Origin of the sequence: Archangium sp. Cb G35, assembly GCF_001896145.1 — a bacterium.
Lineage (GTDB): Bacteria > Myxococcota > Myxococcia > Myxococcales > Myxococcaceae > Archangium > Archangium violaceum.
In genome coordinates, this window is the sequence record NZ_MPOI01000018.1 from 72,393 (window position 1) to 87,759 (window position 15,367).

Sequence of the window (15,367 nt, forward strand, 5' to 3'; positions counted from 1 at the left end):
AACGAAGAGGGAAAGGGGTGCCCGGGAGGGCAAGAGAGAGCGGGAGCCGCACCGGACGAGCCGCGCGGCCCGGATCAGTGGGCAGTGCCGTTATCAGGCGTTCTGCGCGACAGGGCCGGGATACAACAGCCGCAGGGTCGTGACGTCACCCAGGCTCGGGGTCCAGAGGCCCGCCTCGACCTCCTGCCGGGTGGGGTAGTTCAACGGGCAGGGCCGCCCCATCTTCTTCTTCCACCGGGCGTAGTTGAACGCGGGCTGGACCGCCTTGAAGAGGGGATCCGGGTTGGCATCCATGTACGCCTGGAGCTGGTCATCGCCGCAGTTCCACTGGTAACCCGTGACCTCCGGGTAGTGCATGATGGACCAGATGTCGTAGTCGCCGACGGCCTGGTACTTGTCCCGCTTCTTCTGCAGCATTTCGGGGATGTACGACAGCGTCGGGCACATCAGCGGGTTGTTGCCGGTGAAGGGGTTGTCCTCGAGCATGCCCTCCACGCGGTCGTTCTCGTGAAGCAGCCCCATGATGTGTCCGAGCTCATGGGGGATGCTCTTGATGTGATCATCCGCCTGCCTCTTCCACTGGATGTAGAAGGGACTGGTGCCGTCGTAGCCATTCTGGCCCGAGCCGCTGCCTTCGTTGTTCTTGGTCAGGTCGATGACCTTGAAGACCGGAGCATCCTTGCTCCAGATGAACTGGATGTGGGTGATGCCGTCGGCGTTGACGAACCGCATCCACCGCTCCATGCACTCTTCGATGGTGTCGACGAGCTTCAGCCGGTCGAGATCCAACTGCTGCTGTCCGCCCGCGGCCGTCGACGTGTCGGGGAGCTTGTAGTCGTAATAGATCTTGCCGCCCGGCCACTTCTTGCCGTCGTCCTTGAGCCGATGTCCCATGGTTCGGTCCTCTCTCGCCGTGTACGCAGTGCGTAGAGAGAGACCCGTGAGATTTATTTTCGGGCAACACCCCCCCAAAAAAGACTCGAGGCCCGGCCCAGGCCCGCTCCGGGAGAGCCAGGCGGCGGCTTCGATTCCCGCCGCACGTGCTCGGCGAGGTGTTGGTGCCAGGTGCAGCTGCGCGCGGTGCTCGGAGTGAGCGGGGAGTGAGAGGAGGCACCGCACCCTGTGCCACCTCTCCATGGTTCTTGGAATGGACTTCTATCGCGGTTTCAATCCCTGCCAGAGGTTGAGCAGCGTGGACTACTGCTTCAGGAAGAAATGGGAGTACGAACCACCCAACCGAGCGTAGTCGGTGCGACCGTCCCCGTTGAAGTCTCCCACCATGGTGGGCCATGAGGCATTGAAGCCAAAATCCCAGCCCGCCGGGTAGTAATGGACGGGGTTGGAGAAAGTGCCGTCACCGTTACTGAAGAAGAAGTGGGCGTACGTGCCGCCCACCCGCGCGTAGTCGGTACGACCGTCCCCGTTGAAGTCTCCCACGATCGTCTTCCAGGGGGACGGATTGCCGAAGTTCCACCCAGGCGGGTAGGCTTGGACGAGGTTGGAGAAGGTGCCATCACCCTTGCTGAAGAAAAGGTGGGCGTATGAGGCACCCAACCGGGCGTAGTCGGTGCGGCCGTCCCCGTTGAAGTCTCCCACCATGGTGGGCCATGAGGCATTGAAGCCAAAATCCCAGCCCGTCGGGTAGTAATGGACGGGGTTGGAGAAAGTGCCGTCACCGTTACTGAAGAAGAAGTGGGCGTACGTGCCGCCCACCCGCGCGTAGTCGGTGCGACCGTCCCCATTGAAGTCTCCCACGATCGTCTTCCAGGGGGACGGATTGCCGAAGTTCCACCCAGGAGGGTAGGCTTGGACGAGGTTGGAGAAGGTGCCATCACCCCTGCTGAAGAAAAGGTGGGCGTATGAGGCACCCAACCGCGCGTAGTCGGTGCGACCGTCCCCGTTGAAGTCTCCCACGATGGTTTCCCAAACGGACGGATTGCCGAAGTTCCAGCCCGCCGGGTAGTAATGGACGGGGTTGGAGAAAGTGCCGTCACCGTTACTGAAGAAGAAGTGGGAGTACGTGCCGCCCAACCGCGCGTAGTCGGTACGGCCATCCCCGTTGAAGTCTCCCACGATCGTCTTCCAGGGGGACGGATTGCCGAAGTTCCAACCCGCGGGGTAGTAATGGACAGGGTTGGCGAAAGTGCCGTCACCGTTGCTGAAGAAGAGGTGGGCGTAGGTGCCGCCCAAGCGAGCGTAGTCGGCGCGACCATCCCCGTTGAAGTCTCCCACGATGGTTTCCCAAACGGACGGATTGCCGAAGTCCCAACCCGCTGGGTAGTAGTGGACAGGGTTGGCGAAGAGACCATTTACGGCCTGGGCTCTTGCTTCCGTAAAAAACAAACCAGCGACAAATAACGGAACGGCTCTCAATGGGAGCATCGGGTTCTCTTGAAATGAGATTTCATGCTTTTCGTGTAATCACGGAAAGCACGCGCAAGCTAGAGGCCGCGGATTCTCGATGCGTCGTACCAAAGGGAGGGATGCCCATTCGTGCAGTTGTCTGTTCGCTGCCCTTCACCAGCGAGGAGTCACGCTCCATCCGCGACGAGACGCTCGGCTGGGACCAGTACGTGAAGCGGGAGGAGGCACTGCCCCCAGTGCCGCTTCCTCACACGGCCCGGTCCTCATCTGGGCCGAGAATCGACACATTCTGTTCCACGGGCTTTTTCGGCACCTTGAGATGGTTCGCGGGAAAAGCAGGGTCCGCATACCCCAAGGACAGCCCACAGAGGATCACGAGCTCCTCGGGGAGGGCCAACTCACTGCGAATGACTTCTGGATACGTCGTCAACGCTGCTTGGACGCAGGTGCCGATACCACGAGCCGTCAATCCCAGGACCAGGGTCTGGAGGTACATTCCGACACTCACCGCATCCGCGAGACCGAGGTCCCGGTGCATGCACAAGATGCCGGCCATGGGCGCGCCGAAGAACTCGTAATTGCGCTCCGAGGCCAACGCTCTTCCGGCGACATCGTCCCGGGAAATCCCCATCGCCCCGTAGACGATCGTCCCCAGCTCACGGCGATACACCTGGAAGGACGCTGGCAGCGGTGCCAGCTCTCTCGGATTCGCTTTCACCTCCGCCCGAAGGACCTCGCGCAGGCGCTCCAGGCGTTCACCCTCCACGAGGAAGAGGCGCCAGGGCTGGATGTTCGAGTTGGAGGGTGCGAGCTGCGCGAGCGCCAGGGCCTCCGTGAGCAGCTCTCGAGGAATGGGGGTAGGGAGAAAACGACGGCTCGAGCACCGGCTTCGGACGAGTTCCTCGAAATCAAACATGATGACCTCTTCAAACCCACATCTGCGGGAAGGCTTGTCGCACTCCCGTTTTATTCGACTACACGGGAAGTGCGGCCCGCCGTGGGGTCTTGGCCCGAAGGTGTAGTGACAGGCGGCGGGTTCGCTTCCCGCCGCCGCTACGAAGCCCCCGCCAGGGTGAGTGGAAGCTCCAGCGTGGCGACGGCGCCCTGACCCGGCCCCTGGCTCTCCAGGGTGAGCTGGCCCTTGAGCATCTGCGCCGCCAGCGCGCTCGCGTGGAGCCCGAAGCCGTGGCCATCCTTGCGCGTCGTGAAGCCGTGCATGAACAGCTTCCCCATCAGCTCCGGTGCGATCCCCACCCCATCATCCACCACCCGGATGCGCGCCACATTGCCCGCGGCCTCCAGCTTCACCCAGAGGTTGCGTTTCCCCTCGGGCACTCCATCCAGCGCTTGTCTCGCGTTGCTGAGCAGGTTGATGAGGATCTGCAACACCTTGTGCTTGTCCACGAACACCCGGGGCACCTGCGACACCTGCCGGTGAACGGTGACACCGTGGCGCTGCAGGGACGCCATCTGGATGCGGAGCGCGTCGTCGATGAGCCCGGACAACTCGCACTCCTCCATCATCAGCGAGTTTCGCGCATACGTCTGCTGCACCTGGACGATGGCGCGGATGTGCTCCATGTGCCGGTCCATCGCATCCAGGTCCTCCATCAAGCGCATCTGATCGCTCATCATGTCCTTCCCCAGCGCCGCCAGATAGTCCGGAAGCTTGCCGCCGCGAGGGTCCTTCGTCAGGAAGTCCGCCAGCTCGCCCCGGTGATCCACCAGCAGCGCCGCGGCCTGATTCAACCGGCCCACGCGCAGGGAACCCACGATTTTACGCATCATCTCCAGGTTGACCACGGCACTGGTGAGCACATTGCCCACGTTGTGCAACACATTGGAGGCCACCTCCGCCATGCCCACCTCGCGCGCGGTGTCCATCAGACGCGCCTGGGCCTGCTTGAGCTCGAACGTGCGCTCCTCCACCCGCCGCTCCAACTCGTCATTGGCCTGACGCAGCTCCGTCCGGGCGCGCTGCACGGCCGCGTACAGCCGTGCGTTCTCGATGGAGATGGCCGCCTGCGAGGCGAGGTGTCCCAGCAGCGCCAGGCGCGCCGGGCTGAAGGCGTTGGTGGTCAGGTTGTTCTCCAGGTACAGGGCCCCGGCGAACCGCTCCCGCCTCATCAGGGGCAGGCACAACACCGAGCGCGCTCCGCTGTGCGCCAGGTACGCATCGGAGGCGAAGGGGTGGGGATGGGAGGCATCCCCGATGAGCACGTGTTCCCGCGTGCGCCGGACATAGGAGAGGAGCGTCCAGGGCAGCGCGTGGTGGCTCTCCTCGCCCGAGGCTTCCATGGCGCCATCCGGCGAGAGCTGGAAGAGGGCCGCCACCGAGAGCCTGTCTCCGTCGTGGAGCAGCAGCGCGCCTCGCTGGGCACCCGCGTTCTCGAGCGCCGCCTGCATCAGCGCCGTCACCAGTTGCTCCAGCACGATTTCGCCAGAAACCGCCTGCTGTGCCTTGACCACCGTGAGCACGTCGATGCGGGTGGAGTCCGTGCTGCTGGTGGTCAACGGCTCCGGGGGGAGCTCCGTGGAGACGAGCTCCGGCCATTGGGACTCCAGGTGCTGGACCTTGGCCCGCGCACCCCACTGCTGGTAGGCCGCCCGGGCTTCGCGCGCGAAGGCATGGGCGACGATGGGCGCCTGGCGTGTGCGCCAGAATTTCGCCGCCAGCTCACTGGCCAGCCCCACGTACTGCGTGGCCGCGTTCTCCCGGGCCACGCGGATGGCCTCCTCGTAGGCCCGCGTCGCGTCCTCCGAGCGCCCGAGGATGCGGGCCCGCTCCGCGAAGACGAGCCGCTCGAGCGCCCGGAAGTTCTCGTGGCACAGCTCCGCCCATTGCTCGAGCTGCCGGTAGTGCTGCTCGATGGCCTCGAGGAACTCCCGCTGCTGCTCGGGCGGGGCTTCCTCGAAGCACGCGGCCAGGGTGAGGGCGCGGAAGAAGTGGCCTTCGCGGGAGTTGAGGGTGCCCAGGTTGGCCCACAACAAACCGGCCGCCTTGTCCGCCGCTTCACGGGCTTCCGCATAGGCTCCACACATGAAGCGGGACTGCATCTTGTAGACCCAGTAATGGCACCGCGTGCCCCCCAGCCGCGCGGGCGTCATCCGCGCCTCGAAGGCGCTTTCGTCGAAGCCCTCCCCGCTCAGGGTCTGGAACGACAGGGAGTGGCCCCGCATCTGTTGCACGTAGCGCTGGGTCACGAGATGCCAGTCCAGCGGATCCTGGAAGCCCGCCTTGCGCAGGTACTCACCGCGCACGAGCGACTCCTGGTAGACCTCGTCCAGCGGGTGCCCCATGGCGAGGCGATTGGTGACGAGATAGCCGCTGCAGTAGGTGGCGGGCGCGACCGCTCCCACTTGAAGCGAATGCTGCAGGCCGCTGAGGAGGAGCTCCTGCGCCCGGGCGAGGGGCTGGACCCAGTAATGGCTGAACTGCATGCCGAGCAGCACATCTCCCCGCTGGGCGGACAGGTTGTAGCGCTCGACGAATGCGAGTGCGAGCCGTGAGAAGGCCATTCCCTCCCGGTGGCGCTTGAAGAACGAGCCGGTGATGACGGCGAACCAGACGATTCCGAGCACGGCGGCGTCCACGAAGCCGTGGCGCAGGGTGAGGGAGACAATCCGGCTCAGGATGACGATGAGCAGGTGGGGGTCGGAGGAGTAGGCACCCGGGAAGAGCTTGAAGAGGGCGAGAACGGTCAGCTTCACGTCCGGGTCGGTCATGAGAGGCAAATCGATGAGGCTCTCGATGGGGCGCTGCCCCAACAGGGCCCACACCTCTTCATTGGCGGCGACGGCCTCCTCCCACGTGATCTGCCGCGGCACCGGCGAGCCCAGCAGCTCCAGGCACTCCCGGATGCTGTTCATGCCCTGCAGGTACTCACCCGTGGCGAAGTGGATGTCCTGGGTCAGGATGTAGGTTGCCACGGTGTCCGCGCGGGAGCGTGCCCGGGGGCGGAACTCCGCGACCTGGCGCCGCGCCTCGGCGGGGGAGCCGCTCATGAGCTCCGTGCGCGCCTGGGCCAGCCGCACCTGGAAGGCCAGGGCGTGGTCCGTCTCCCAGGGGTCCCCGGGAATGAGCGAGAAGGCCATGGCGAAGTAGCCGAGGGCGGGGATCAGCGCGAGCGCGGCCTGGGCCTTGCTGCCCGCCTCGGCGTTGAGCCGCGCGAGCTGGTGGCGCTCCGCGGGGTCTTCCATCAGCGCCACCCCGGTATTGAGCTGGCTCACCACCTCGAAGAGTGACTCGCGCACCTGCTCCGGGGACAGGCTCTGGAGCAGCAACCGGCCGATGCGCAGGTGCACCTCCTGGCGCTGCACCTCGGAGCTGAGCGAGTGGGCCGCCTGCTGGATGCGGTCATGCAGGAAGCGGTACGTCTCCGCCCCCACACGCCCCAGCATGCCCTCGCGCAACGCGGGCTCGAGGCCCTGCTCCACCTCCTCCACCGCGGAGAGTCCCGAGAGGGTGCCCAACAATTGGAGCGAGAAGGCGGTGCCCGCGCACGCCGCCAGCCGCAGCAGGTGCTGGGTGCCTGGAGGGAACTGGCGCAGCCTGCGCACCATGAAGTCGACGATGTTCTCCGAGTAGTCCCGGGCCCGGACGCCCTCGGCATCCCACCGCCAGCCACCCTGGGGCAGGCGCACGAGCAGGCCCTCCTGGTGGAGCATCACCAGCAGTTGCAGCAGGAAGAAGGGGTTGCCCCCCGTCTTCTCGTGCACCAGCACCGCCAGGGGGGCCACCACCTCCCGGCTGGCTCCCGGGAGCGTCGCGTCCACCAACTCCTCCACCTGCGCCAGGTGCAGCGGCTCCAACCGGATGTCCGCGATGCGCGCTCCCGCCTCGCGCACCTTCTCCAACACCGCCATCAGCGGGTGGGCGGGGCTCACCTCGTTGTCCCGGTAGGCGCCGAGCCACAACACCGGGGGACTCTCCGGATGGGACATCAACTGCTCGAGCAGCTTCAGGGTGGAGGGGTCCGCCCACTGCAAATCATCCAGGAACACCACCATGGGGTGCTCCTGCGTGGCGAACACCGACAGGAACTGGCGGACCACCCGGAAGAAGCGGTGCTGCGCCTCGCTGGCGGGCAGGGCCTGGATCGCGGGCTGACGGCCCACCAGCGTTTCCAGCTGGGGCGCCATGTCCACGAGCAGCTGACCCTGGCCATCCCAGGCCTGATTCACCTGCTCGCGCCACCGGGTGAACGCCTCCTCGCTCCCCGCGAGCAGTTGCTGCACCAGTCCGCGGAGGATTCCCGTCAGGGTGGCGTAGGGGATGTCCCGCTGGAACTGGTCGAACTTGCCGCGCAGGAAGAAGCCGCGCCGCTGGACCACGGGCTTGTGCAGCTCGTTCACGACGGAGGACTTGCCGATTCCCGAGTACCCGCTGACGAGCAGCAACTCCGGCCGGCCCGTGCGCGCCACGCGCTCGAAGCCCTCGAGCAGGGAGCTCACCTGCGCCTCGCGCCCGTACAGCCGTTGCGGCAGTTGGAAGCGCTGGGGCCTGTCCTGTGTCCCCAGCGGGAACACCTCCTGCGCGCTCCGGCTCCACGCCTCGCGGCAGCGCTCCAGGTCCACCTTCAAGCCCTCGGCGCTCTGGTAGCGCTCCTCGGCCACCTTGGCCAGCAGCTTCATCACGAGGGCGGACAGGGCCCGTGGCACCTGTGGATTCAGCTCGTGGGGCGGCCTGGGCTTCTGCGCCATGTGGGCGTGAAACCACTCGAGCGCGTCCTGGGCCTGGAAGGGCCTGCGCCCCGTCAGCAGCTCGTAGCAGGTGACGCCCAGCGAATAGAAATCCGTGCGGTAGTCCACCGTGCGGTTCATCCGTCCGGTCTGCTCTGGCGACATGTATGCCAGCGTGCCCTCGATGAGGTGCGTGGGCGCCGCCTCCAGGTGCTCCACCCGCTGCAGCGTCGCCACGCCGAAGTCGATGAGCCGCGCCTCTCCCGACGGCTCCACGATGATGTTGGAGGGCTTGATGTCCTTGTGGATGACGTCGCGGCTGTGGAGCTCGGCCAGGGTGCAGGCAAGCGAGAGGGCCAGGCTCAAGAACCGGGAGACCTCCATCGGCTCGCCCGTGGCCTCGGACAAGGTCTCGCCGTGGACCCGCTCCAGCAGGAGCAGGGGCCGCCCGTGCAGGCGCTCACAGGCATAGGGCCTGGCCACCCCGCGCACGTCCCGCAGCCGCTGGAGGATGGCGAACTCCCGCCGGTACCGCTCGTTCTCGCTGGCACTGGGAGCGGGCGCCATCGGCGTCTTGATGATGAGGGGCACACCATCGGCTTCGCGCACGGCCTGGAACAGCACGCTCGACCCCGTCGCGCGGAGCGTGCCCTGAATTCGGTAACCCGGGATGTCCAACATGAAGAAATGTCCCCATGCGCCAGAGCCACTCATCGAGGCTGCCTGGCGCCAGACCCCGATGGTATGCGGTTCCAGGCGGGGCACGGTGGGTGGAATCGTCCTACCCGTGGAGGCTCCTCGGACGCTCGCCGGTCGTGGTACCGGGAACGGCGCCTGGTTCGTAGACGGCCCGCCGTGGCCTCAGCTCGCCGGAGGGCATGGAAACCGGTGATGATGGGAGGGGAGCCCAGGAAAAAGCCATGAATGACATCGCCACCCACTTCAATCCGATGGCCCCCGGCCAGCTCCACGATCCCTATCCGCTCTATGCGCGGATGCGGCGGGAGCAGCCCGTCTTCTACAGTCCCATGTTCGACCTGTGGGTCGTCACCCGGTTCGCGGACATCTCCGAGGTGGAGAAGGACACCGCGCGCTTCTCCTCGGTGGGAGCGCTCGATGCCAGGGCCGAGCCGCACCCCGAGGTGCGCGCCGTTCTCGCGCAGGCGTATCCGCGCTTCCTCTCCCTCGTCCAGAGCGATCCCCCGGACCATGCCCGCGTCCGTGCCGTGTTCGGCAGGGCCTTGAGCGCCCAGCGCATCGCGGCGATGGAGCCCACCATCCGGGAGACGGCGGATGCGCTCATCGACGGCTTCGTCCGCGATGGCAAGGCGGACCTCATCCAACGGTTCGCCTACGCGCTGCCGGGCTTCATCATCTGCGACCTGCTGGGTGTGCCGCGCTCCGACATGGAGCAGCTCAAGCGCTGGTCCGATGACAAGACGCTGTTGATGTCGGCGACCGCGCCCATCGAGCAGCAGGTCCAGAGCGCGCACGGCTTCATCGCGATGGAGCGCTACTTCCAGGAGCAGCTCCACGAGCGGCGGCGCAACCCGCGCGAGGACCTGCTGACGCTGCTCGTGCCACAGTCGCTAGGCGGCACCGCGCCGCTGAGCGAGCAGGAAGCGGTGTGCAACGCCATGGACCTGTTCGCCGCCGGCCACGAGACGACGACCGGACTCATCGGCAACGGCCTGTGGCTGCTGCTCAATGCCCCGGAGCAATGGGAGGCCGTGCGGAAGGACCCCGGCCTCCTGCCCAACGCCCTCGAGGAGGTGCTGCGCATGGAGTCACCCATCCGCGGCTTCTTCCGGACGGTGATGACCGATACCTCGCTGAGTGGGGTCACCCTCCCGAAGGGCTCGCGGGCGTTCATCCTGTACGCGTCCGGCAACCGCGACGAGACGCAGTTCACCGAGCCGGACCGCTTCGACATCCGCCGCGCCGACGCGAAGAAGCACCTGGCGTTCGGCAAGGGCATCCACTTCTGCGTCGGCGCCCCGCTGGCGAAGCTGGAGGGGCGGATCGCCTTCGAACAGTTGCTGCGGCGCTTGCCCGGCCTGCGGCTGCGGACGGACGAAGCCCCGGTGTTCCGGCCCTACTTCATGCTGCGCGGCTTCGAGCACCTGCCCATCGCCTGGGACGTCTAGGACAGGTGGGGCCATGGCCTGGCGCCACCGTCAGGAGTCGAGGTGTCAGGCCACCGCCGGGCGGACCATCCCGGCCACGGGCAGCAGCAGGACGAAGCGGGCACCGCCCTGGGGAAGATTCTCCGCGTGGAGCGAGCCGCCCACCCGCCCGACGTACTCGCGGCACAGGGCCAGCCCCAGGCCGGTGCCCTTTCCGGGCGGCTTGGTCGTGAAGAAGGGAGCGAAGAGCTGGGGCAGCACCTCCGGAGCGATGCCCGGCCCGTTGTCGTCCACCTCCAGGCGCACGACATCGTCGAACCGCCTCGCGCCCACCAGGATCCGGGGCTGACGCGAAGGATCGGCCGCCTCCACCGCGTCCGCCGCGTTGAGCAACAGGTTCAACACCACCTGGACCAGGTGCCGCTCGCCCAGCCGGACCAGGGGCAGCTCCGGCGCGAGGCTCAACCGCACCTCGCTCCGCCTCCCCAGGCGCACCGAGGCCAGCCGCCGTGCCTCCTGGAGACAGTGCTCGAGCCGCCCGCCCTCCTCGAGCGCCTCTCCGGTGCGAGCGAAGTCCTTGAGGTCCATGACGATCTGCTGGATGCGCAGCACGCCCTGCCGCGTCTCGGACAGCACGTCACACAGCTCCTGGCGATCCAGCGGCGTGTCCGCGCCTCGCGCCTCGCGCTCGAGGAAGGCCAGGTTGGACTTCACGTAGGCCAGGGGATTGTTCACCTCGTGTGCGACACCGGCGGCCAGCTGGCCCACGAGCACCAGGCGCTCCATCTGGGCACGCTCCCGCTCGGCACGCACCCGGCGGCGCTCGCTCTCCGCGAGCTGCTCGAGTGCCTGGAGCCGCTCCTGCTGGGCCTCGTGCGCCGCGTCCATCTGACGCCGGTAGGTGCGGGTGCCGATGAGCGACAGCACCGTGAACATGGCGAAGCCCGTCAGCTGCAGGATCATCAGGTGGGTGGACACACCCGCCATCGTGTCCAGGAGCACCACGGCCCCCAGGGTCATCGCGCCGCACAGCACCGTGGGCAGCCGGTCGTCCGGGGTGAACATGGCGATGAGACACGGCGTGGCACCGAAGATCTGGAAGTAGGGGCTGGCCGGACCTCCCGTCAGGTGCACGAGCAGGGTGGCGGCCACCATGCCGATGAACACGGAACCCAGGCGCGAGCTCCGGAGCGACAAACGGCCCCGGCCCACGGCCACGCCCATGACCGCGAAGCTCGCGCTACAACCGAGTTGCAGCGCGATGAGCGGCCAGGTGATGTCCTTTTCCACCAGGACGAACAGGAAGAGCGCCACCACGAAGAAGGCCGAGCAGATGAAGAAACTCTTGCGGTGCACCCGGCGCAGGGCCTGCTGCTCTGAAGAATCGGGACTCATCGGCGCGGGCAACGCTACTCCCGCTCCGTCACGCCCACCGGGGACCGGCTCCGCGTCTGTACGCTGGAGGATGGTCACCGGGTGCCACCTGTCCCACCCCACCCCTCCGGCCCTCCCCCCGCCAGTGCTCCCCCACCGCACATCGGGTGCGACTCGTCTCGGCGGCGCTGACGAGCCAGGAAGGGCGCGGTAGCATCGGCCCCGGAACGCCCCCCGTCCCAGGAGAAGGAGCGCCGTGGCCGAGTTGCTGAAGGGAAACGTATTGCTGGTGGACGACGACCCCGCCGTGGCCAAGGTGCTCGGTGCGCTGCTGGGACAGGCGGGGCTCACCGTGCATACGGCGTCCAATGGCCAGGAGGCGCTCACCCTGCTGGGCCGCAAGCCCATCGACGTGGTGGTGAGCGACGTGCGCATGCCTGGCATGAGCGGCATGGAGCTGCTGGCCGAGGTGGGGCGCTCCTGGCCCGACATCCCCGTCATCCTCCTCACCGCGCACGGCACCGTGCCGCTGGCCGTGGAGGCCATGAAGGCCGGCGCGGCGGACTTCGCCCTCAAGCCGTTCGACCGGGAGGAGATCCTCTTCAGCATCCGCAAGGCGCTGCTGCGCGCGCAGCAGCAGGAAGGGGCGCGCCCGCTGGTGAAGGAGACCAGCTCCTTCGTGGGCGGCAGCACCGCCATGTCCGAGGTGCAGGCGATGCTGACGCGAGCCGCCTCGGGCACGGCCACGGTGCTGCTGCGCGGTGAGTCCGGCACGGGCAAGGAGCTGGCCGCCAAGGCGGTGCACGACGCCAGCCCCCGGCGCGGCGGGCCCTTCGTGAAGCTGCACTGCGCGGCCCTGCCGGACACGCTGCTGGAGAGCGAGCTGTTCGGCTACGAGAAGGGCGCCTTCACCGGCGCGGCCACCCGCAAGCCCGGCCGCGTGGAGCTGGCCAACGGGGGCACCCTCTTCCTGGATGAGATTGGGGACATCACCCCCCAGGTGCAGGTGAAGCTGCTGCGGCTGCTGCAGGAGCGCGAGTTCGAGCGGCTCGGCGGCACGCAGACGCTGAAGGTGGACGTGCGCTTCGTGGCGGCCACGCACCGCAACCTCGAGGAGATGGTGCGCAAGGGCGAGTTCCGCGAGGACCTCTTCTACCGGCTCAACGTGGTGCCGGTGTGGCTGCCCCCTCTGCGCGCCCGGCCCGAGGACATCGAGCCGCTCGTGCGTCACTTCCTCGACGTCCACGCGAAGGCCAACGGCCGGCCGCCCTTCACGCTGACGCCGGACGGGCTCGAGGCCCTGCGCGCCCAGCCGTGGCCCGGCAACGTGCGCCAGTTGCAGAACTTCATCGAGCGCCTGGTGGTGCTCTCCGACGGCTCCGTCCTCACCGGGGACGAGGTGCGGCGCGAGGTGGCGCGGCAGCCGGGCATCGTCCCCGCGGCGCCGGCGCCCGCTCCCTCGAGTCCCTTCCCGAACGCCCCGGCCATGCCCGCGCCGGGCGGTACTGGCAGTGAGGGACGCACCCTGGAGTCGCAGCGCAAGGACATGGAGCGGCAGGCCCTGGTGGATGCCCTCGACCGTGCCGGGGACAACCGCACGCTGGCCGCGCGTCTGCTCGGCATCAGCCGGCGCACCCTCTACAACAAGCTCGAGGAGCACGGGCTGGTGTAGGGGTTGCCGGGACCTACCGGCGCGCGACCAGCCGGCGCATGAAGACGGGGGCGACGAGGAAGATGAGCAGGAGCCGCCCCACCTGCACGGCGACCACCAGAGACAGGGTGGCGTGGGTCCCGAGGGCGATGGCGAGCACCGAGTCGGCCCCACCGGGCGACGTGGCGAAGTAGGTGGTGAGCAGATCCACTCCGCCCACGGAGGACCAGAGCCAGGCGAGCAGCAGGCACCCGCCCACCATGGCCAGCGCGGCCCCGAGGGCGCCCAGTGCTACGCGCTTGAGCTCGTGCACGGCCGCCTCATCGAAGTGGCTGCCCACGCGAGTCCCCAGCGCCCACAGCGACACGAGCATCACGCCCGGAGGCCACGCGCCCACCGGGATGCCCAGGGCCGTGAGGGGAATGCCCAGCAGGAGGGGCCCGAGGAAGCCCCCCGCGGGCAGCTTCAGCCACGTCCCCGCGGCCCCTCCGATGATGGCGACGAGGGCCGTGGTGCCCCACGCCACCAGGGGAGAAGGAGCACCGGGCAGCGACGCGACGGTGGCCACCTGCGTATCCGGCACGGTGCCCGACCACCGGCCCACGGCCGCCGCCACGACGATGACCACGCCCAGGCGCAGGTACTGGAAGAGCGTCACCAGGCGCGAATCGGCACCGAGCTCCTCGCTCAGGGCCACCATGGCCGAGGCCCCTCCCGGCATCAGCCCGAGGGTGGCGGTGCGGACATCCACGCCGCCCAGCCGGGCGAAGACGAGTGCCACCGCCTGGCCGATGGCCACCACGCCCACCACGTTGACGAGCGCGACGAGCCAGTTCTCCGCGAGCGCGCTCCACGCGGAGGGCTGGAAGGAGGAGCAGAGGGCGGCGCCCAGCATGGCCTGCGCGGCCAGCAGCAGGGGCCGGGGCACGGGGACGTGGACGGACAGGGAGAGCGCGGCCACGAGTGACACCAGCATGCCGCCGAGGAGCGCCCCGGCGGGCACATGGGTCCACTCGCCCAGGGCGGCGCCCAGCAGCGTCGCCACCGTCACCGCCCATACGCGCGAGTCCTTCGCCATGAGGACATCTCCCTACCCCAACCCCACCGCGATGGGCATAGTCTGGGCGGCGCATGAGTATGGATGAGCATGTCTTGGAGAAGCTCGGCTGGGGGTCCCCCTTCCAGGAGGCCTGGCGCTCCCGCGCGAGCGAGGGTGAGGAGCCGGCGCGCATCGGCGCCGACTATGGCGTGGAGTACGTGCTCTACTCGGCGCGCGGGGACATGCGGGCCACCATCCCGGGGCGGTTGCGCATGGCCATCCGCAAGGGACAGTCCGTGCGCCCGGTCGTCGGGGACTGGGTCTCCTTCGAGCCTCGCAGCCAGGAGGGCACCACGGTCATCCAGGCGGTGCTGCCCCGGCGCACCCAGCTCGCCCGCAAGGCCGCCGGCCGGGCGGATGAAGAGCAGGTCGTGGCCGCCAACGTGGACGTGGTCTTCCTCGTCTCCGCGCTGACGAGGGATTTGAACCCGCGGCGGCTCGAGCGCTACCTGGCGGTCGCCGGAGACAGCGGGGCCCAGCCCGTGCTGGTGCTCACCAAAGCGGACCTGTGCGAGGACGTGGTGGCCGCCCGCGAGCGCATCGCCGCCCTGGCTCCGGACGTCCCGCTGCACACCGTCAGCAGCGTCACCGGCGAGGGACTCGACGCGCTCTGGCAGTACATCGGCGGCAACCGGACGGTGGCGCTCATCGGCTCGTCTGGCGTGGGCAAGTCCACCCTCATCAACCGGCTGGTGGGCTCCGCGCGCATGGAGGTGGGCGCGGTGCGCGAGGACGACAAGGGCCGGCACACCACCACGCACCGCGAGCTGTTCGTGCTGCCGCAGGGAGGCCTCGTCATCGACACACCGGGCATGCGCGAGCTCGGACTCATGGAGAACGAGGAGGGCCTGCGCACCGCCTTCACGGACATCGAGGAGCTGTCGGGCGGGTGCCGCTTCAGCGACTGCCGCCATCAGAAGGAGCCGGGGTGCGCCGTCCGCGAGGCGCTCCAGAGCGGACAGCTCGCCCCGGAGCGCCTGGAGAACTACCGCAAGCTCGTCCAGGAGGCCACGCGCTCCCCTCACGAACCACAGAAGAGGCGCGGCCGGTGAACGCCGCCTCCCCAGCTGG

Annotated in this window: 9 protein-coding genes; 3 read left to right on the plus strand and 6 right to left on the minus strand. The window is 68.1% G+C overall.

Annotation, left to right across the window (positions count from 1 at the left end):
• Nucleotides 1-93: 93 nt before the first annotated feature.
• The 4 genes from BO221_RS43835 to BO221_RS43850 all read right to left on the minus strand — a co-directional run bounded on the left by BO221_RS43835 (nucleotide 94) and on the right by BO221_RS43850 (nucleotide 8,727).
• On the minus strand, nucleotides 94-894 hold the full coding sequence (locus BO221_RS43835) for a hypothetical protein (RefSeq protein WP_073566889.1): 801 nt from the start codon (nucleotides 892-894) through the stop codon (nucleotides 94-96).
• 303 nt (nucleotides 895-1,197) lie between these two features.
• The gene (locus BO221_RS43840; RefSeq protein ID WP_073566890.1) at nucleotides 1,198-2,232 is read right to left on the minus strand and encodes a VCBS repeat-containing protein; all 1,035 of its coding nucleotides are present in this window, start codon (nucleotides 2,230-2,232) and stop codon (nucleotides 1,198-1,200) included.
• A 379-nt stretch (nucleotides 2,233-2,611) separates the two neighbouring features.
• Complete coding sequence (locus tag BO221_RS43845) at nucleotides 2,612-3,280, minus strand: nitroreductase (protein WP_073566891.1); 669 nt, start codon at nucleotides 3,278-3,280, stop codon at nucleotides 2,612-2,614.
• Between the two features lie 137 nt (nucleotides 3,281-3,417).
• The gene (locus BO221_RS43850; protein WP_073566892.1) at nucleotides 3,418-8,727 is read right to left on the minus strand and encodes a trifunctional serine/threonine-protein kinase/ATP-binding protein/sensor histidine kinase; all 5,310 of its coding nucleotides are present in this window, start codon (nucleotides 8,725-8,727) and stop codon (nucleotides 3,418-3,420) included.
• 239 nt (nucleotides 8,728-8,966) lie between these two features.
• Here BO221_RS43850 and BO221_RS43855 point away from each other — a divergent pair, with 239 nt between their 5' ends.
• Complete coding sequence (locus tag BO221_RS43855; protein ID WP_143196032.1) at nucleotides 8,967-10,193, plus strand: cytochrome P450; 1,227 nt, start codon at nucleotides 8,967-8,969, stop codon at nucleotides 10,191-10,193.
• Between the two features lie 45 nt (nucleotides 10,194-10,238).
• On the opposite strand, the gene BO221_RS43860 is transcribed toward BO221_RS43855, so the two are convergent.
• Complete coding sequence (locus BO221_RS43860; RefSeq protein ID WP_073566894.1) at nucleotides 10,239-11,567, minus strand: sensor histidine kinase; 1,329 nt, start codon at nucleotides 11,565-11,567, stop codon at nucleotides 10,239-10,241.
• Between the two features lie 235 nt (nucleotides 11,568-11,802).
• Between BO221_RS43860 and BO221_RS43865 the strand changes: the two genes are divergently transcribed.
• Nucleotides 11,803-13,218, plus strand: coding sequence for a sigma-54 dependent transcriptional regulator (locus BO221_RS43865; RefSeq protein WP_073566895.1), 1,416 nt, complete (start codon nucleotides 11,803-11,805; stop codon nucleotides 13,216-13,218).
• 13 nt (nucleotides 13,219-13,231) lie between these two features.
• Here BO221_RS43865 and BO221_RS43870 read toward each other — a convergent pair whose 3' ends face one another.
• Nucleotides 13,232-14,275 carry an AbrB family transcriptional regulator gene (locus tag BO221_RS43870; protein ID WP_073566896.1) on the minus strand — a complete coding sequence of 348 codons (1,044 nt, stop codon included), beginning with the start codon at nucleotides 14,273-14,275 and terminating at the stop codon, nucleotides 13,232-13,234.
• A 59-nt stretch (nucleotides 14,276-14,334) separates the two neighbouring features.
• Between BO221_RS43870 and rsgA the strand changes: the two genes are divergently transcribed.
• A complete protein-coding gene (gene rsgA / locus BO221_RS43875; protein ID WP_073566897.1) occupies nucleotides 14,335-15,348 on the plus strand; it encodes a ribosome small subunit-dependent GTPase A in 1,014 nt (337 codons plus the stop codon).
• The last annotated feature ends 19 nt before the right edge of the window (nucleotides 15,349-15,367 follow it).